The sequence below is a fragment of the Variovorax sp. BGA-UO-ETr-C22 genome (assembly GCF_059567965.1).
In genome coordinates, this window is the sequence record NZ_JCAQPA010000011.1 from 2,150,174 (window position 1) to 2,167,404 (window position 17,231).

Below are 17,231 nucleotides of genomic sequence, written 5' to 3' on the forward strand. Positions count from 1 at the left end.
TGCACCGCAACATAGACGACGAGGCGCAGCGCAACGTGAATCGACCACCCCATCATCCTTTCTGGAGATCTCAAATGGCCCTGACCGCTGACCAAATCCTCGCCGCTCAAAAAGCAAACCTCGAAACCCTGTTCGGCCTGACCACCAAGGCTTTCGAAGGCGTTGAAAAGCTGGTCGAACTGAACGTGACCGCTTCCAAGGCCGCCCTGACCGAAGCCCAGAGCACCGCTCAAGCTGCCCTGAACGTCAAGGACGCCCAAGAGCTGCTGACGCTGCAAGCCAGCCTGTTCCAGCCCCTGGCCGAAAAGACCGCTGCCTACAGCCGTCACCTGTACGACATCGCCCAAGGCACCAGCACCGAATTCTCGAAGGCTTTCGAAGCCAAGGCCGCTGAAGCCCAGCAAGCCTTCGTCGGCCTCGTCGACAGCGCTTCCAAGAACGCCCCCGCCGGTTCGGAAACCGCCGTCGCCGTGCTGAAGAGCGCCGTGGCTGCCGCCAACAACGCTTTCGAATCGGTCCAGAAGGCCGTCAAGCAAGCGTCGGACGTCGCCGAAGCCAACTTCAACGCCGTGTCGACCCAAGCCGTCGCCGCTGCCAAGACGGCCACCGCTTCGCGCAAGCGCTAAGCACCGACCACCACCAGTTGTCTCCTTGGGTCCTCACGGATCCAATTCAGGGCCTCGTCTCACGACGAGGCCTTTTTTTTCGTCCGGCGGCCGTCTTCGATAATGCGGGTCTCATTTCAGGAGACTCTCAATGCAGATCGACGGCAAAGTTTTTATCGTGACCGGTGGCGCTTCGGGCCTCGGCGAAGGCACGGCGCGCATGCTGGCCGCCAACGGCGCCAAGGTGGTGATCGCCGACATGCAGGCTGACAAGGGCGAAGCCGTCGCCCGCGAGATCGGTGGCGTGTTCGTCAAGTGCGACGTGAGCCAGGAAGCCGACGGCCAGGCCGCCGTGGCCGCCGCGCTCAAGCTCGGCAAGCTGATGGGCCTGGTCAACTGCGCCGGCATCGCACCGGCCGAGAAGACCGTGGGCAAGAACGGCCCGCACGCGCTGGCCGTGTTCAGCAAGACCGTCACGGTCAACCTGATCGGCAGCTTCAACATGATCCGCCTGGCGGCCGACGCCATGGGCAAGAACGAGCCCGAAGCCACCGGCGAGCGCGGCGTGCTGATCTCGACCGCCTCGGTCGCGGCCTACGACGGCCAGATCGGCCAGGCCGCCTACAGCGCCTCGAAGGGCGGCGTGGTCGGCATGACCCTGCCCATCGCCCGCGACCTCGCGCGCAGCGGCATCCGCAACATGACCATCGCCCCCGGCATCTTCGGCACGCCCATGCTGTTCGGCATGCCCCAGGAAGTGCAGGACGCGCTGGCCGCCAGCGTGCCCTTCCCGTCGCGCCTGGGCACGCCCGAGGACTACGCCAAGCTGGCCAAGCACATCATCGAGAACGACATGCTCAACGGCGAGGTGATTCGTCTGGACGGAGCGATTCGATTGGCCCCTCGCTGATCTCGGACGCCGGCAGCTTCGTGCTGCCGGTGCGATCCAGGCGCTCGTAGTTCGCGATCACCTGGGCCCCGAGCAGCACCAGCATGGCGGCGATTTCCAGGCTCAGCAGCACCACGATCGCCGTGGTGAGCGAGCCGTAGACGATGTTCACCTGCGACAGCGTCGAGAAATACCAGATCAGCACGCGCCGCGTGGCCTCCCACAGCAGCGCGGCCGTGACGCCGCCCAGCAGCGCATGCCGCAGCGACATGCGCCCGGCCGGCATCACGAGGTAGAGCGACGTCAGCATGAAGATCTCGCCGCCCAGCCCCAGCAGGTACAGCAGCAGGCCCGAAATGCCCGACAGCGACCAGCTGCGCCCCAGCAGGTCGACGCTTTCCTGCCCCACCAGCTGCAGCGCCCCCGACACCAGCGTGACCAGCAGCAGCCCCGCGCACAGGCTCAGGATGTAGAGGTAGGGCATCGCCACCGACACCAGGAAGTGGCGCTTGTGATCGTCCTTGCGGTGGTGAAAGATCACCGCCATCGCGCTTTCGAGCACGCTGAACGCCAGCGAGCTGAAGAAGATCATCGTCACCAGCAGCACCGGCCCGAGCACCGAGCGGTGGTCCAGGAAGCTCGACAGCTCGGTCACGATCGCTTTCGACTGCCCCGGCAGCAGCCATTCGAGGTAGCGCCCGATGGTGCGCAGCAGCTCGGCCTGGTCGATCACGTGCGACAGCGCCATCACGCTCACGATCAGCAGCGGCACGATGGACAGCAGCGCGTAGTAGGCCACCGCCCCCGCCAGCAGCAGGCCCTGGTTGGCGCGAAAGTCCTTGAGCGCGCCCCAGACGAAGCGCAGCGGATGGCGCAGCAGCGGCGCGGCGTGTTGCAAAGGCAGTGGCGTCTTCATGCGTGATGTGGATTTGCGGCGGGGTTCAGTATGCCGCCCGTGCGCTTGCGTATGATTTGCCGCTCCCCGCAGCCATGACCATCCCCGCTTCATTCATCCAGGAACTCATCGCGCGCGCCGATGTGGTCGAAATCGTCGGCCGCTACGTCCAGCTCAAGAAGGCCGGCGCCAATTTCATGGGGCTGTGCCCCTTCCACGGCGAGAAGTCGCCCTCGTTCTCGGTCAGCCCGACCAAGCAGTTCTATCACTGCTTCGGTTGCGGCGTGCACGGCAACGCCATCGGCTTCCTCATGGAACATGCGGGCATGGGCTTCGTCGAGGCCGTGCACGACCTGGCCGGCCAGTACGGCCTGCAGGTGCCCGAGGACGACGTCTCGCCGGCCGAGCGCGCCCGCGCCGCCAGCCAGCGCCAGAAGCAGGCCACGCTGACCGACGTGCTCGAGAAAGCCGGCGACGCCTACCGCAAGGCGCTGCGCCAGGCGCCCGGCGCCATCGACTACCTCAAGGGCCGCGGCGTGTCGGGCGAGATCGCCAAGCAGTTCGGCATCGGCTATGCGCCGGCCGGCTGGCGCGCGCTGGCCAGCGTGTTCCCCGACTACGACGATCCGCTGCTCGCCGAGAGCGGGCTGGTGATCGTCAACAACGAGGAAGGCAAGCTCAGCGACGAGGAGGCCAAGCGCTACGACCGTTTCCGCGACCGCGTGATGTTCCCGATCCGCAACGTCAAGGGCGAGTGCATCGGCTTCGGCGGGCGCGTGCTCGGCGACGAAAAACCCAAGTACCTGAACTCGCCCGAGACGCCCGTCTTCAGCAAGGGCCGCGAACTCTACGGCCTGTACGAGGCGCGCGCCGCCTTCCGCGACCGCGGCTACGCGCTCGTCACCGAGGGCTACATGGACGTGGTGGCGCTGGCCCAGCTCGGCTTTCCGAACGCGGTGGCCACGCTGGGCACGGCCTGCACCACCGAGCATGTGCAGAAGCTCTTCCGCTTCACCGAATCGGTGGTGTTCAGCTTCGACGGCGACGCCGCCGGGCGCCGCGCCGCGCGCAAGGCGCTCGACGGCGCCCTGCCCTACGCCACCGACACGCGCAGCATCAAGTTCCTGTTCCTGCCGGCCGAGCACGACCCCGACAGCTACATCCGCGCGCACGGCGCCGAGGCCTTCGCGGGCTTCGTGGCCGAGGCCACGCCGCTGTCGCGCTTCATGCTCGAGGCCGCCCGCGAAGGCTGCGACCTGAGCTCCGCCGAGGGCCGCGCCCACATGACCAGCAACGTGCGTCCGCTCTGGAGCGCCATGCCCGACGGCGCGCTCAAGCGGCAGCTGCTCAGTGAGATCGCCACGCTGGTCCAGCTCGACGCCGCGGCGCTGTCCGACCTGTGGGCCACGGCCGCGCCCGGCCCGCGCAAGGGCGCCGGCGCACCGTCCCAGGCGCCACAGCGCCACAGCGAACCCGACAGCTACGGCAACGACCCCGGCGACTACTACCCGGACATGCCGCCGACGCAGGACTACGAGCCGCCGCGCTACGAAAACGAGAGCAAACCCAAGTTCCAGCCGCGCAAGTTCACCAAGGGCAAGCGCTGGGGCGGCAAGTTCGAGGAACCCATCGAGCCGCTGCGTGGACGCGGCAAGCCGCCGAGCCGGCCCGACGTGGCGGTGCGATTGGTGCTGTCGAACATGGCGCAGTGGGAGGCGCTGTCGCACGAGCTGCACGTGATGCTGTGCGACCTGCCGGGCGAGCACGGCGCCCTCTTCACCTGGCTGGACAGCCAGCTGCACGAGCACGGCGTGCAACCCTGGGCGGCGCTGCGTGAAGGCCTGCGCGGGCTCGATTTCGCGCCGCTGGCCGAGCGCCTCATGAGCGTTTCCGAGGCCGGGCCGGTGCCCGAGGGCGAGGAAGAACAGCACCTGGCCGAGGCCGCCAAGGAGCTGGGGAGCGTGCTCGACTTCATGCTCGACGACCGCCTGAAGGCCCAGCAGAGCGAGGCCATCGCTTCGGTTGGAAAAGACCCGAAAGCCCTGGAACGCTACAAGGCACTGGAAGCCCGCCGGCTCGAATTGCGAGACCGCATTCGCGCATCGGGGACAGATACTGCTTGAAATTTGCGCAACAGGCTATAATGTAGGGCTTCGCAACTGGCGAAATTAGGCAAGAGCGACAGCAGCACCTCCGGGCCGACCCCTAGCGCAACGCACTCCAACGGTAAATTCCGGCGGAAAGGGTCAATAACCGCAAGGACTGCACACCAAATGTTCGCCCGACATCTTGCCTGGTGAGGAATTAATTCCTCGTTTCCCAATTGTTTTGTCCGTGCCTGTGCACGGGCATGGTGGTGCTGTCCGCGTGACAGCGCGCCTGTGATCCCGCTTGTCTTTTCTTGTCGTAACGAGGTCGTATGCCCAGTTCAAAGAAGCCTGCTCCTTCACTTGCCAAAAGCGTCAAAAGCGTCGCCACCAAGCCCGCAGCAGAGAAACCGCTGAAAGCCGGTGCCAAACCGGCAACCAAGACGGCTGCCGCCGCGTCCAAAACGGCAGCCGCAACGAAAGTGAAAACCGTGCCCACGAAATCGACCTCTCTCGACGATCCAAAAAAAGCCGCGGCCACTGCCACGGCTGCCCCCGCCGCCAAGAAAGTTGGCCGTCCGCCCAAGGCCGCCGGCGCTGCCGCCGCGCCCGCCACCGGCGCCAAGCGCGGGCGCAAGCCCAAGGCCGCCAAGGAAGCCGGCGAGAGCGACATCGACCTGTCGGACATCGAGGAAGACCTGGCCGGTGACGAGCCCGCGGCCGTCGCGACCACCGAAGAGAAGGTCAAGCCGCTGCGCATGAAGATCAGCAAGGCGAAGGAACGCGCCTTGATGAAGGAGTTCGGCCTCGACGAGACCGTGCTCTCCGAAGAAGACCTGGCCAAGCGCCGCTCGCGCCTGAAGACCCTGATCACGCTGGGCAAGACCCGCGGCTACCTCACGCACGGCGAAATCTCCGACCACCTGCCCGACAAGCTGGTCGACGCCGAGACCATGGAAGTCGTGGTCACCATGCTCAACGACATGGGCGTGGCGGTGTACGAGCAGACGCCCGACGCCGAAACCCTGCTGCTGAACAACACCGCGCCCACCGCCACCACGGTGGAAGAAGCCGAGGAAGAAGCCGAAGCGGCCCTGTCCACGGTGGACAGCGAATTCGGCCGCACCACCGACCCGGTTCGCATGTACATGCGCGAAATGGGCACGGTCGAGCTGCTGACGCGCGAAGGCGAAATCGAAATCGCCAAGCGCATCGAAGGCGGCCTGATGGCCATGATGGAAGCCATTTCGGCCTCCCCCGCCACCATCGCCGCGATCCTCGAAATGGCCGCGACCATCCGTGAAGGCAAGGTCGTCATCTCGACCATCGTGGACGGCTTCTCGAACCCCAACGAGGCCGACGACTACGTGGCCGAAGAAGACTTCGACGAATTCGACGAGGAAGACGACGATGACGGCAAGGGCGGCTCCAAGGCCCTGACCAAGAAGCTCGAAGAACTCAAGAACGAAGCCCTCTCGCGCTTCGACCGCATCGCCGAAATGTTCGAGAAGATCCACAAGATCTACGAGAAGGAAGGCTACGGCACGCCCGCGTACACCAAGGCCCAGCAGGCCGTGTCCGACGAGCTGATGACCATCCGCTTCACGGCCAAGACCATCGAGAAGCTGTGCGACCTGGTGCGCACGCAGGTGGACGACGTGCGCAAGAAGGAACGCGAACTGCGCCGCATCATCGTGGACAAGTGCGGCTTCCCGCAGGACGAGTTCATCCGCGACTTCAGCGGCTTCGACAAGAACGGCAATCGCATCGCCTCCAACCTGCTGAACCTCAAGTGGGTCGAGAAGCAGGCCGCGGCCGGCAAGCCCTGGAGCGCCGTGCTCGCGCGCAACATCCCGCCGGTGCAGGAACTGCAGCAGAAGCTCACCGACATCCAGTCGCGCGTGGTGGTGCCGCTGACCGAGCTCAAGGACATCAACAAGCGCATGAACGAGGGCGAATCGTCCTCGCGCGATGCCAAGAAGGAAATGATCGAGGCCAACCTGCGCCTCGTGATCTCCATCGCCAAGAAGTACACCAACCGCGGCCTGCAGTTCCTGGACCTGATCCAGGAAGGCAATATCGGCCTGATGAAGGCGGTCGACAAGTTCGAATACCGTCGCGGCTACAAGTTCTCGACCTACGCGACGTGGTGGATCCGCCAGGCCATCACCCGCTCGATCGCCGACCAGGCGCGCACCATCCGCATCCCGGTGCACATGATCGAGACGATCAACAAGATGAACCGCATCTCGCGCCAGCACTTGCAGGAGTTCGGCTTCGAGCCCGACGCCGGCATCCTGGCCGCCAAGATGGAGATTCCGGAAGACAAGATCCGCAAGATCATGAAGATCGCGAAAGAGCCGATCTCGATGGAAACCCCCATCGGCGACGACGACGATTCGCACCTGGGCGACTTCATCGAGGACAGCAGCAACACGGCTCCCATCGAGGCCGCCATGCAAGCTGGCCTGCGCGACGTGGTCAAGGACATCCTCGACTCCCTCACGCCGCGCGAAGCCAAGGTGCTGCGCATGCGCTTCGGCATCGAAATGTCGACCGACCACACGCTGGAAGAAGTCGGCAAGCAGTTCGACGTGACCCGCGAGCGCATCCGCCAGATCGAAGCCAAGGCGCTGCGCAAGCTGAAGCACCCGTCGCGTTCCGACAAGCTGCGCAGCTTCATCGACACCCTGTAATCCAGGTTCGCTGAAGCCCAAGCGCCCGCCTTGCCCCTCACCCGGGCGGCGGGCGTTCTCGTTTTTCCACCGACACACGACAAGTACAACGGAGCCGCCTTTCCATGAATCCCGACGCAGACAAACTCTGGCAGGCCCCGCGCTGGGCGCTTGCCGTGCTGCTCGCCGTGCTGGGCATGCTCGGGCCCTTCTCCATCGACACCTACATCCCGGCTTTCTCGGGCATCGCGAAATCGATTGGCGCCACGCCGGCCGAGATGCAGCAGACGCTGTCGGCCTACCTGTTCGGCTTTGCCTTCATGAACCTGTTCCACGGCGCGCTGTCGGACAGCTTCGGGCGCCGGCCCGTGGTGCTGTGGGGGCTGGCGGTGTTCACGCTGGCCTCGCTGGGTTGCGCGCTGTCTCAGAACATCACGCAGCTGGTGCTGTTCCGCGGCCTGCAGGGCCTGTCGACCGGTGCCGGCATCGTGGTGTCGCGCGCCGTCATCCGCGACATGTTCCCGCCGGCCGAGGCGCAGCGGGTGATGAGCCAGGTCACGATCTACTTCGGCGTCGCGCCGGCCATCGCGCCCATCGTGGGCGGCTTCCTGTTCGTGCACGCGGGCTGGCACTCGATCTTCTGGTTCCTCGTGGCCGTGGGCGTGGCGCTGTTCGTCGCCAACTACAAGCTGCTGCCCGAGACGCTGCACAAGGACCACCGCCAGCCCTTCCAGGTGCGCCACCTGATGCGCGGCTACCGCGACCTGTGCTCCGACCCGCGCTTTCTCTTGCTGGCCTTCGCGAGCGGCGTGCCCTTCAACGGCATGTTCCTCTACGTGCTGGCCGCGCCCGCGTTCCTGGGCGACCACCTCGCGCTGCAACCGCAGCAGTTCTTCTGGTTCTTCCTGCTGACCATCGGCGGCATCATGCTCGGCGCGCGCGCCAGCGGCCGCATGGCCGGCAAGGTGGCGCCCAAGCGGCAGATCCGCGACGGCTTCCTGATCATGATGGTCACCTCGGTGGTCAACGTGGTGGCCAACATCTTCTTCCAGGCGCATGTGGCCTGGGCCGTGTGGCCGCTGGCGGTGTTCGCCTTCGGCTGGGCGCTGATGGTGCCGGTGGTCACGCTGCTCGTGCTCGACCTGCACCCCGAGCGCCGCGGCATGGCCTCGTCATTGCAGGCCGTGATCGGCTCCACCGCCAACGGCGTCGTGGCCGGCGCGGTGGCGCCGCTGGTGATGCACTCCACGCTGGCACTGGCCCTCACCTCCGCGCTGATGCTCACGATCGGGCTGGTCGCCTGGGTCTGGCTGCACCACCGCTGGCCCGACATCGGGCGTCGGGTGGCGCACGAAGAAGCCTGAGGGGGACGGGGGATGCGATTCGCCGCACTGTGGACTCATCTGCGCGCCTGGCTCCCGGGCCCTTCCAACGTCAACGCGCGCGAGCGCCTGCGCGCCGTGGGCGGCGCAGGCATCGGGCTGCTGATCACCGGCCTGCTGTGCCGCTGGCTGGCCGTCCCGCTCGAGCATGCGGTGTGGCTGGTCGCACCGATGGGCGCCACCGCCGTGCTGGTGTTTGCCGTGCCCGCCAGTCCGCTGGCGCAGCCCTGGTCGGTGATCGGCGGCAACACGCTGTCGACGCTGGTGGGCATCGCCTGCGCCAGCTGGATTCCCGACACCGCCGTGGCTGCCGCCGTGGCCGTGGCGCTGGCCATCGGCCTGATGTTCTTCACGCGCTGCCTGCACCCGCCCGGCGGCGCGGCGGCGCTGCTGGCGGTGCTCACGCACACCACCGATTTCTCGGCGGCGCTGTTCCCGGTGCTCGTGAACTCGCTGCTGCTGGTGCTGGCTGGCGTGGCCTACAACACGCTCACGGGGCGGCGCTATCCGCACGTGCAGGTGGCGCGCCCGCCCTCGCCCGACGCGCGCTTCAGCCAGGCCGACATCGACGCCGTGCTGGCGCGCTACAACCAGGTGCTCGACATCAGCCGCGACGACCTCGAGTCGCTGATCCAGCAGACCGAGCTCGAGTCGTACAAGCGCCGCCTGGGCACGCTGCACTGCGCCGACATCATGTCGCGCACGCCGATCTCGGTGGAGTTCGGCACGCCGCTGCAGGAAGCCTGGACGCTGATGCACCAGCACCGCATCAAGGCGCTCCCGGTGACCGACCGCACGCGCCGCGTGGTCGGCATCGTCACGCAGGCCGACTTCTTCCGCCAGCTCGACCTGCAGCACCACGACGGCATCGCCGGCCGGCTGCGCGACCTGATCCGCGCCACGCGCACGGTGATGTCGAACAAGCCCGAGGTGGTCGGCCAGATCATGACGCGCCAGGTGCGCGTGGCCAGCGCCGACCGGCCGGTGGTCGAGCTGGTGCCGCTGTTCTCCGAAGGCGGCCACCACCACATTCCGATCATCGATGAAGAGAAGCGGCTGACGGGGATGATCACGCAGTCGGATTTCGTGCGGGCGCTGTACCGCGCGGTGAGTCCGGCGTAGGGCCCGCACGTTGCCTTCCCCTTCTCGCGAAGGGGAAGGCGCAAGACCTTCACTCCAGCACCACGTTCGCCTTCTTCACCAGCGCCGCATAGCGCGCAGCCTCGCTGCGGAAGTAGCTCGCGGCCTGCTCGGGCGACGTGGGCTTGACGATGTTGCCCTGCTTGTCCATCGCCTCGCGCACCTCGGGCGCGGCAAAGGCGGCCACGATGGCCTCGTGCACGCGCTTGACGTCGGCCGGCTGCATCTTCGGCGGGCCGATCACCGCGAACCAGCCTTCGACCGCGTAGTTCGGCAGCCCCTGCTCCGCGATCGTCGCAATCTCGGGCGCGGCCGGCGAACGCGCCGGGCCGCACAGGCCGATGGCGCGCAGTGCGCCGCTCTTGAGATGCGGCTGCACCGCCGGCAGCGCGACCACGCCCATCTCGACCTGCCCCGCGATCATGTCGGTCACCATCGGCCCCGTGCCCTTGTACGGAATGTGCCGCGCCTTCACGCCGGCCTCGTCCATGAACATCTCGCCCGCGAGGTGGATGATGGTGCCGTTGCCCGACGAGGCGTAGTTGTAGCCCTCGGGTTTCGCGCGCAGCAACGCCACCAGCTCCTTCACGTTCTTCGCCGGCAGCTTCGGGTTCACGGCCAGCACCAGCGGCGTCGCGCCCACCACGCTGATGGGCGTGATGTCGGCGATGGCGTCGAAGGGCATCTTCTTGAACACGCTCGGATTGATCACGTGGTTGTTCGACACCATGCCGAGCGTGAACCCGTCGGGCGGCGCCTTGATCACGGCCGAGGTGCCGGTGATGCCGCCGGCGCCCGGCAGGTTCTCGATCACCACCGGCTGGCCCAGCGCCTTGCCGAGCGCAACCGAGGCGGCGCGCGCAATGGCGTCCACGCCCGAGCCCGCGCTGATCGGCAGGATGAAGCGCACGGGCTTGTCGCCGCCCTGCGCGAACACCGGGCGGGCGGCCGACAGCACGACCGCCGACGCCCCCAGGCCGAGCAGCGCGCGGCGGTTGAATGAAGAAGAGGAAAACGGAATCGGGCTCATGGGTCTTGTCTCTCTTTGTCTTTGTCGGTGCTTGAAGGATCAGGCCACGGCCGCTTCGGCATGCAGCGCCTCGACCTGCTCGTGCGCGTAGCCCAGCTCGGCCAGCAGCGCACGCGTGTGCTCGCCCAGCGTCGGCGGATGCAGGCGCACGCCCAGCCGCTCGCCGCCCAGCGTGATCGGGAACAGCGTCGTCTGCGCCATCTCGCCGGCCCGCTCGCCATCGGGCAGGCGGATGTCCGCGAGGCCGCCGGTGGCCTGCAGGTGCGGATCGGTATACAGGTCTTCGGGCCGCGTGATCGGCGCGAACGGCAGGCCGCGCGCCTCGAAGATCGCCGACAGCTCGGCGGCCGAACGGTCGGCCAGGCGCGTGCGCAACGCGGCCAGCAAGGTCGGGCGCAGGCGCACGCGGTCGTTGTTGGTCTGCAGCGTGGCGTCGGCCTTCAGGTCGTCGAAGCCCAGTGCATCGCAGAAGGTCTTCCACTGCGCGTCGCTCACGGCCGCCAGGAAGATCTGCTCGCCGTCCTTCACGGTGAACACGTCGTACAGCGCCCAGGCCGAGATGCGCTCGGGCATCGGCGCGGCCGCCTGCCCGGTGATCGCGTACTGCAGCATGTGCTGGCCGACGAGGAACACGTTGTTCTCGAACAGCGCCGACTGCACCTCCTGCCCCCGGCCGGTTTCGGCGCGCTGCATCAGCGCGGCGATGGCGCCGATGGCGCCGAACATGCCGCCCATGATGTCGTTCACGCTCGTGCCCGCGCGCAGCGGATCGCCGGGGCGCCCGGTCATGTACGCGAGCCCGCCCATCATCTGCACCACCTCGTCGAGCGCGGTGCGGTGCTCGTAGGGGCCGGGCAGGAAGCCCGTGTGGTTCACGTACACGAGGCGCGGATTGAGCTTGCCCAGCGCGGCGTAGCCCAGGCCGTACTTGTCCATCGTGCCGGGGCGGAAGTTCTGCGCCACCACGTCGGCGGTGGCGCACAGGCGCAGCGCGGCCTCGAGCCCCTGCGGATGGCGCAGGTCGAGCGCGATGCTCTTCTTGTTGCGGTTGAACATCGGGAAGAAGCCCGCGCCCGCGCCCAGCAGATGCCGCGTGCGGTCGCCGTCGATGGGCTCGACCTTGATGACCTCGGCGCCCAGGTCGGCCAGCACCATGCCGCAGGTCGGCCCCATGACCATGTGCGTGAACTCGACCACGCGGATGCCGGCGAGCGGCAGGCGTTTGGCTTCGGTGCTCATGCGGCGACGCCTTCCGCCGGTGCAAAGGTCTTCGGAAAGCCCGCGCGCCACACCGTGCCCTGCAGCGTCTCGCCGTCGAGCCAGCCGGCCACGCGCTTCCTCAGATCGAGCAGCTTCGGCAGATCGACACCCGTCTGCACGCCCATGCTCTCGAGCATGAAGACGAGGTCTTCGGTGTCGACATTGCCGCTCGCGCCCGGTGCATGCGGACAGCCGCCGATGCCGGCCAGGCAGGCGTCGAAGCGCGTGATGCCGACCTCCAGCGCGGCGTAGACATTGGCCAGGCCCAGCCCGCGCGTGTCGTGGAAATGCCCGCACCACAGGCGGTCGCCCGCGATGCGCAGTGCGCGCTCGAACAGGCTGCGCACCATGGCCGGATCGGCGTAGCCCACCGTGTCGGCCAGGCTCACGCGGTCGGCGCCGGCATCGAGCAGCGCCTGCATCAGGCGCAGCACTTCGTCGGGGTCGACATGGCCCTGCAGCGTGCAGCCGAAGGCCGTGCCGACGCCGCTGTCGATCAGCGTCTTCGAGCCCGCCGCGTCGCGCGCCGCGCGGATGCGGCCGACCTCGGTCACCACCTCGTCCGGCGTCTTGCGCAGGTTGGCCAGGCTGTGCGCGTGGCTGGCCGACAGCGGCACCATCATCAGGTCGGCTTCACCGGCGATGGCGCGCTCGGCGCCCTTGAGGTTGGGCACGAGCACCGAGGCGAAAAGGCCCGGCAGCGTCTTCGCATACGCCAGCAGCTCGGCCGTGTCGGCCAGCTGCGGCAGCAGGTGCGCCGGTACGAACGAGCCGACTTCGATCTCGCGCTGGCCGGCCGCGTGCGCGTCGCGAATCCATTCGAGCTTGTGCGCCGTGGGCAGCACGCGGGCAATGCTTTGCAGGCCGTCGCGCAGGCCCACTTCGCGGACGACCGCGCGCGGCGGCAGGAAGGCGTGAATCAAGAGCGTGTCTCCGTCGTGAGGGAATGACGCCGATCGTAGAAGTTCCGATTCAGTCCTGAAGGTATATTTTGGAAGCCGTTTACTTCCAGATTGGAACTTCATGAGAGACCTCGACCTGACCACCCTGCGCCTGTTCGTCGCCGTCTGCGACAGCCGCAGCATCGCGCGCGCGGGCGAGCAGGCCAACATCGTCGGCTCGGCCATCAGCAAGCGCCTGGCCCAGCTCGAAGACACGGTCGGCACGCCGCTGCTGCTGCGCAAGCGCCGCGGCGTGGTGCCCACGCCGGCCGGCGAAACGCTGCTCGAACACGCGCGCGCCATGCTCGGCAGCGCCACCCGCATCGAGCGCGACATGGCCGCCTACGCGGGCGGCGCGCGCGGGCATGTGCGCATCCTGGCGTCGGCCTCGGTCATGGCCGAGTCGCTGGCCGAGGACGTGGCGGGCTTTCTGCAAGACCCGGCGCACCGCAACATCCGCGTCGACATGGAAGAGCGCGTGAGCCCCGAGATCGTGCGCGGCATCCGCGAGGGCATCGCGTCCATCGGCCTGTGCTGGGACGCGGCCGACCTCGACGGGCTGGAGCGGCGCGACTACCGCTCGGACCACCTGGCCATCGTGGCCCACCCGTCGCACCCCGTGGCCCGCCACGACGCGGTGCGCTTCGAGCAGGTGCTCGACCACGAATTCGTCGGCATGCCCGCGCTCAGCGCCGTGCAGTTGATGCTGGCGCGCGAAGCGGCCGTGGCCGGCAAGCCGCTCGTGTACCGCGTGCTGGTGTCCAACTTCGATGCGGCGCTGCGCGTGGTGCGCGCCGGGCTGGCCATCAGCGTGGTGCCGGCGGAAGTCGCCCGACCCTTCACCGAGGCCTTCGGGCTGCGGCTGATGCCGCTCACGGACGACTGGGCGCGCCGGCGTTTCGCGATCTGCTTTCGCAGCGAGGCGGCGCTGTCGCCCTCGGCGCAGCTGCTGGTCGCGCACCTCGAGCGGTGCGCCACGGACCGCGCGGAAGCCGCCTGATTCGTCCGATAACCGAAACGATCCATTGTGCTGGCGGTGGTTTTTGTTTCGTTTCGCGCAACCTAACATTCGGTCTGTTCACGCTGTCACCCTCAACCTCATCGACCGAAAGACACCGCCATGTTCCGCAGAACCCTCGTTGCCGCCGCCGCCCTGTCCGCCGCATTCGCCCTGGCCCCGTTCGCCGCCCAGGCGGCCCAGCCGCTGAAGATCGACGTCTACAACCCCGGCACGAAGTCGATGTTCCCCGTGTCGTCGGTGCTGGTCGCCGGCGCCACCGACGCCGTGCTGGTCGACGCCCAGTTCCAGCGCAACGACGCGCAGGCGCTGGTGCAGAAGATCAAGGACAGCGGCAAGAAGCTGACCACGGTCTACATCAGCCACAGCGACCCCGACTACTACTTCGGCCTGGACGTGATCCGCGCCGCCTTCCCCGACGCCAAGATCGTCGCCACGCCGCAGACCGTGGCCGCCATCCAGGCCTCGAAGGACGGCAAGCTCGCGCACTGGGGCCCGATCCTCAAGGACAACGCGCCCCAGGCGCTGGTCGTGCCCGAGCCGCTGGCCGGCGACAGCCTGACGCTCGAAGGCAAGAAGATCCAGGTCGTCGGCCTGGACGGCCCCTCGCCCGCGCGCACGTTCGCCTGGATTCCCTCGCTGAAGGCGGTGGTCGGCGGCATTCCGGTGTCGGCCAACATCCACGTCTGGGTGGCCGACACGCAGACGGTGCAGTCGCGCCGCGACTGGCTCAAGACCCTCGACCGCATCGCCGCGCTGCACCCCAAGACCGTGGTGCCCGGCCACTACCTGTCCAACGCCGACGGCTCGGCGCCCTACACCGTGGCCTCGGTGAAGTTCACGCGCGACTACCTGAAGGCCTTCGAGACCGAAGCAACGAAAGCCAAGGACTCGGCTGCGCTGATCGCCGCCATGAAGCAGCGCTACCCGAAGCTCGAGGACGCCTCGTCGCTCGAACTGGGCGCCAAGGTCATCAAGGGAGAAATGAAGTGGCCGCAGTAACCAGCAACAACAGCGACTCCGCCACGCTGCACTGCATCTTCGATCCGCTGTGCGGCTGGTGCTACGCCGCCGCGCCGCTGGTCGAGGCCGCGCGCACCGTGCCGGGCCTGCGCGTCGAACTCCACGCCGGCGGCATGATGACCGGCGCCAACCGCCGCCCCATCACGCCGCAGTGGCGCGACTACGTGATCCCGCACGACAGGCGCATCGCCGAACTCACGGGCCAGCCCTTTGGCGAGGCCTACTTCGAAGGCCTGCTGCGCGACACCGGCGCGGTGATGGACTCCGAACCGCCGATCACCGCCATCCTCGCGGCCGAATCGCTGCGTGCGGGCGGCGGGCTGGACATGGCGCACCGCGTGCAGCAGGCCCACTATGTCGAGGGCCGGCGCATCGCGGAGGCCGGCGTGCTCGCCGAACTGGCGGTCGAACTCGGCTTCGACGCCGAAGACTTCGCTGCGGCCTTCGCGCAGCACACGGGCGACGCCACCGCGCGGCACATCGCCGCGAGCCGCGACCTGCTGCAGCGCGCGGGCGGCCAGGGCTTTCCGACTTTCGTGCTGGCGCAGGCCGACGGCAGCGCGGGGCGCATCGACATCGGGCCGTGGCTGGGGCGTGCGGACGACTGGAAGGCGCAGCTCGCCGCCTTCGTCGTGCCGGCGCCATCTGCAGCCGCAGCGCCGCAAGCCTGCGGCCCTGACGGCTGCGCGATCTAGCCGCATCGCCGGTCTGGGCCGGCGATGGCCCCGTTCGCCACAGAACGGGGCCGATTCGGGTATGCCGCCATCAAATGAGAACTATTCTCGACAATAATTCTCCTGCGATTCGCGCGCCACACCCCAGCCCATGTCCGCCCAACTCTCCTCCAGCCCGCTGCTGAAAGCCTTCCAGGACAGCTACCAGGAACTGGTGCGCTTCATCGCGCGCCGCACCGGCAGCCCGCACGAGGCGCGGGAGCTGGCGCACGACACCTGGGTCCGGCTGGCCGAACGTGCGCAAGCGCGGGACGACACCACCGCCGACCCCGCCCCGCCCGAGGCCGCCGTGCGCGCCTACGTTTACACCGTGGCCGAGAACCTCGCCATCGACCACCTGCGCCGCCGCCAGCGCAGCGCGGAGCGCTTCAGCCCCGCCCCCGTCGACCTCGACACCGGGCTGACGACGGGACACGACCACCACAGCACACGGGACGTGGCCGACGGCGTCGCCCACCGGCAGGCACTCGACGCGGTGGATGCCGCGTTGCGGGCCCTGCCGCCGCGCAGCCGCGACATCTTCCTGGCCGACCGGCTCGACGGCGCCTGCCATGCCGAACTGGCGCGCCGCCACGGCGTGTCGATCAAGACCGTGGAGCGCGAGGTGATGCGGGCGCTCGACAGCGTCGAGGCCGCGCTGCACCGCTGGCGCGGCGACGTGGCACCGGCGCGCACCGGGCGGCGCCGCGCGCTGTCGGCCCTGCTCAGCTTGGGCGGCCTCAGCGTCGGCAGCGCCGCGCTCTGGCAGGCCTGGCGCCAGTGGATGCCCGGCTACAGCGCCACCCTGGCGACCGCCATCGGACGCATCCAGGCGCAGGCGCTGCCCGACGGCAGCCGTCTCACGCTCGACGCCGCGAGCCGCGCCGAGGTCCAGTACTTCGCCACGCGCCGTACCGTGCGGCTGCTGGCCGGCAGCGCCTTCTTCGACGTGGCGCGCGACGAGGCGCGCCCCTTCATCGTCAGCGCGCTGGGCCACGAGATCACGGTGCTGGGCACGCGCTTCGAGGTTGCGCTGCAGGACGGCGGCGTGCGCGTCGCGGTGGAATCGGGCCAGGTGCGGGTGCGCAGCGCGAGCGGCGACGCGCGCGTGCTCGGCGCGGGCGACCGCGCCTTCATCGACACGGCGCTGCAGCTGTCTGCGGCCCAACCGGCCGCGAACGCTGTGAACAGCGCCGTGGCCCCGTGGCGCGACGGCTGGCTCGACTTTCATCACCAGCCGCTCGGCGAGGTGGTGGAGCGCCTGGCGCGCTACAGCCCGCGCCCCCTGCGCGTGGCGCCCGAGGCCGCGCAACTCCCGGTGTTCGGGCGCGTGCGCATTGCCGAAGCGGGCACCTGGCTGCGCCTGCTGCCCAACAGCCTGCCGGTGCGGGTGCGCGAAGACGACGGGGCGGAACGCGCCCTGGTCATCGAGCGCCGCCCGATCTCCTGACGCCGGCATCCGCCCGCTGGCCTTGCCTTGTCTTTCTTGCGATCTGCTTGAGGGATTGCGCTCGCTCGGTCGTATCAGTCCATGGAGCCCGGAACAACCGCCCTGCGGACGTCCCGGAATTTT

Annotated in this window: 14 protein-coding genes and 1 pseudogene; 10 read left to right on the forward strand and 5 right to left on the reverse strand. The window is 68.3% G+C overall.

Features of this window, described 5'->3' with window-relative positions; all coding sequences use genetic code 11:
• The first annotated feature begins 74 nt into the window (after positions 1-74).
• On the forward strand, positions 75-626 hold the full coding sequence (locus tag AC57B8_RS30170; RefSeq protein WP_095950673.1) for a phasin family protein: 552 nt from the start codon (positions 75-77) through the stop codon (positions 624-626).
• Between the two features lie 130 nt (positions 627-756).
• A complete protein-coding gene (locus tag AC57B8_RS30175) occupies positions 757-1,515 on the forward strand; it encodes a 3-hydroxyacyl-CoA dehydrogenase (RefSeq protein WP_307694236.1) in 759 nt (252 codons plus the stop codon).
• Here AC57B8_RS30175 and AC57B8_RS30180 read toward each other — a convergent pair.
• Positions 1,463-2,410 carry a YihY/virulence factor BrkB family protein gene (locus tag AC57B8_RS30180; protein WP_496481596.1) on the reverse strand — a complete coding sequence of 316 codons (948 nt, stop codon included), beginning with the start codon at positions 2,408-2,410 and terminating at the stop codon, positions 1,463-1,465. The genes AC57B8_RS30175 and AC57B8_RS30180 overlap by 53 nt on opposite strands.
• 74 nt (positions 2,411-2,484) lie before the next feature.
• On the opposite strand from AC57B8_RS30180, the gene dnaG reads away from it, so the two are divergent.
• Entirely contained in the window at positions 2,485-4,512 is a 2,028-nt protein-coding gene (gene dnaG / locus AC57B8_RS30185; RefSeq protein WP_139705421.1) for a DNA primase, read from the forward strand.
• Positions 4,513-4,693: 181 nt separating this feature from the next.
• Here the strand turns inward: dnaG and AC57B8_RS30190 are convergent, their stop codons facing one another.
• The gene (locus tag AC57B8_RS30190; protein ID WP_254668038.1) at positions 4,694-4,975 is read right to left on the reverse strand and encodes a hypothetical protein; all 282 of its coding nucleotides are present in this window, start codon (positions 4,973-4,975) and stop codon (positions 4,694-4,696) included.
• Between AC57B8_RS30190 and rpoD the strand changes: the two genes are divergently transcribed.
• The 3 genes from rpoD to AC57B8_RS30205 all read left to right on the forward strand — a co-directional run bounded on the left by rpoD (position 4,968) and on the right by AC57B8_RS30205 (position 9,655).
• Positions 4,968-7,172 (forward strand): RNA polymerase sigma factor RpoD, encoded by a 2,205-nt coding sequence (gene rpoD / locus AC57B8_RS30195; RefSeq protein WP_254668039.1) that lies wholly within the window; start codon positions 4,968-4,970, stop codon positions 7,170-7,172. The genes AC57B8_RS30190 and rpoD overlap by 8 nt on opposite strands.
• A 104-nt stretch (positions 7,173-7,276) precedes the next feature.
• Entirely contained in the window at positions 7,277-8,515 is a 1,239-nt protein-coding gene (locus AC57B8_RS30200) for a multidrug effflux MFS transporter (RefSeq protein WP_354347233.1), read from the forward strand.
• 12 nt (positions 8,516-8,527) lie between these two features.
• The gene (locus AC57B8_RS30205) at positions 8,528-9,655 is read left to right on the forward strand and encodes an HPP family protein (RefSeq protein WP_496481597.1); all 1,128 of its coding nucleotides are present in this window, start codon (positions 8,528-8,530) and stop codon (positions 9,653-9,655) included.
• A 49-nt stretch (positions 9,656-9,704) separates the two neighbouring features.
• On the opposite strand, the gene AC57B8_RS30210 is transcribed toward AC57B8_RS30205, so the two are convergent.
• Genes AC57B8_RS30210 through AC57B8_RS30220 form a run of 3 tightly spaced genes read right to left on the reverse strand, consistent with a single transcriptional unit; the run spans position 9,705 to position 12,886 of the window.
• Positions 9,705-10,703, reverse strand: coding sequence for a Bug family tripartite tricarboxylate transporter substrate binding protein (locus AC57B8_RS30210; RefSeq protein WP_095950667.1), 999 nt, complete (start codon positions 10,701-10,703; stop codon positions 9,705-9,707).
• Positions 10,704-10,742: 39 nt separating this feature from the next.
• On the reverse strand, positions 10,743-11,942 hold the full coding sequence (locus AC57B8_RS30215; protein ID WP_496481598.1) for a CaiB/BaiF CoA transferase family protein: 1,200 nt from the start codon (positions 11,940-11,942) through the stop codon (positions 10,743-10,745).
• Entirely contained in the window at positions 11,939-12,886 is a 948-nt protein-coding gene (locus tag AC57B8_RS30220) for a hydroxymethylglutaryl-CoA lyase (RefSeq protein ID WP_496481599.1), read from the reverse strand. The genes AC57B8_RS30215 and AC57B8_RS30220 overlap by 4 nt, the downstream gene beginning before the upstream one ends.
• Positions 12,887-12,986: 100 nt before the next feature.
• Between AC57B8_RS30220 and AC57B8_RS30225 the strand changes: the two genes are divergently transcribed.
• The 4 genes and pseudogenes from AC57B8_RS30225 (at position 12,987) to AC57B8_RS30240 (ending at position 17,108) form a co-directional block, all read left to right on the forward strand.
• Complete coding sequence (locus tag AC57B8_RS30225; RefSeq protein ID WP_487849267.1) at positions 12,987-13,904, forward strand: LysR family transcriptional regulator; 918 nt, start codon at positions 12,987-12,989, stop codon at positions 13,902-13,904.
• A gap of 120 nt (positions 13,905-14,024) precedes the next feature.
• Positions 14,025-14,918, forward strand: a pseudogene (locus AC57B8_RS30230) (MBL fold metallo-hydrolase); the annotation flags it as partial.
• On the forward strand, positions 14,912-15,640 hold the full coding sequence (locus tag AC57B8_RS30235; protein ID WP_496481600.1) for a DsbA family protein: 729 nt from the start codon (positions 14,912-14,914) through the stop codon (positions 15,638-15,640). The pseudogene AC57B8_RS30230 and the gene AC57B8_RS30235, both read left to right, overlap by 7 nt.
• A 130-nt stretch (positions 15,641-15,770) precedes the next feature.
• A complete protein-coding gene (locus AC57B8_RS30240) occupies positions 15,771-17,108 on the forward strand; it encodes a sigma-70 family RNA polymerase sigma factor (RefSeq protein WP_496481601.1) in 1,338 nt (445 codons plus the stop codon).
• Positions 17,109-17,231: the final 123 nt, after the last annotated feature.

Excerpts from the sequence above, each read along its gene's own strand:
- AC57B8_RS30170 (WP_095950673.1), top strand. The coding sequence starts at position 75 with ATGGCCCTGACCGCTGACCAAATCCTCGCCGCTCAAAAAGCAAACCTC.
- AC57B8_RS30175 (WP_307694236.1), top strand. The coding sequence starts at position 757 with ATGCAGATCGACGGCAAAGTTTTTATCGTGACCGGTGGCGCTTCGGGC.
- AC57B8_RS30180 (WP_496481596.1), bottom strand. The coding sequence starts at position 2,410 with ATGAAGACGCCACTGCCTTTGCAACACGCCGCGCCGCTGCTGCGCCAT.
- dnaG (WP_139705421.1), top strand. The coding sequence starts at position 2,485 with ATGACCATCCCCGCTTCATTCATCCAGGAACTCATCGCGCGCGCCGAT.
- AC57B8_RS30200 (WP_354347233.1), top strand. The coding sequence starts at position 7,277 with ATGAATCCCGACGCAGACAAACTCTGGCAGGCCCCGCGCTGGGCGCTT.
- AC57B8_RS30205 (WP_496481597.1), top strand. The coding sequence starts at position 8,528 with ATGCGATTCGCCGCACTGTGGACTCATCTGCGCGCCTGGCTCCCGGGC.
- AC57B8_RS30210 (WP_095950667.1), bottom strand. The coding sequence starts at position 10,703 with ATGAGCCCGATTCCGTTTTCCTCTTCTTCATTCAACCGCCGCGCGCTG.
- AC57B8_RS30215 (WP_496481598.1), bottom strand. The coding sequence starts at position 11,942 with ATGAGCACCGAAGCCAAACGCCTGCCGCTCGCCGGCATCCGCGTGGTC.
- AC57B8_RS30225 (WP_487849267.1), top strand. The coding sequence starts at position 12,987 with ATGAGAGACCTCGACCTGACCACCCTGCGCCTGTTCGTCGCCGTCTGC.
- AC57B8_RS30240 (WP_496481601.1), top strand. The coding sequence starts at position 15,771 with ATGTCCGCCCAACTCTCCTCCAGCCCGCTGCTGAAAGCCTTCCAGGAC.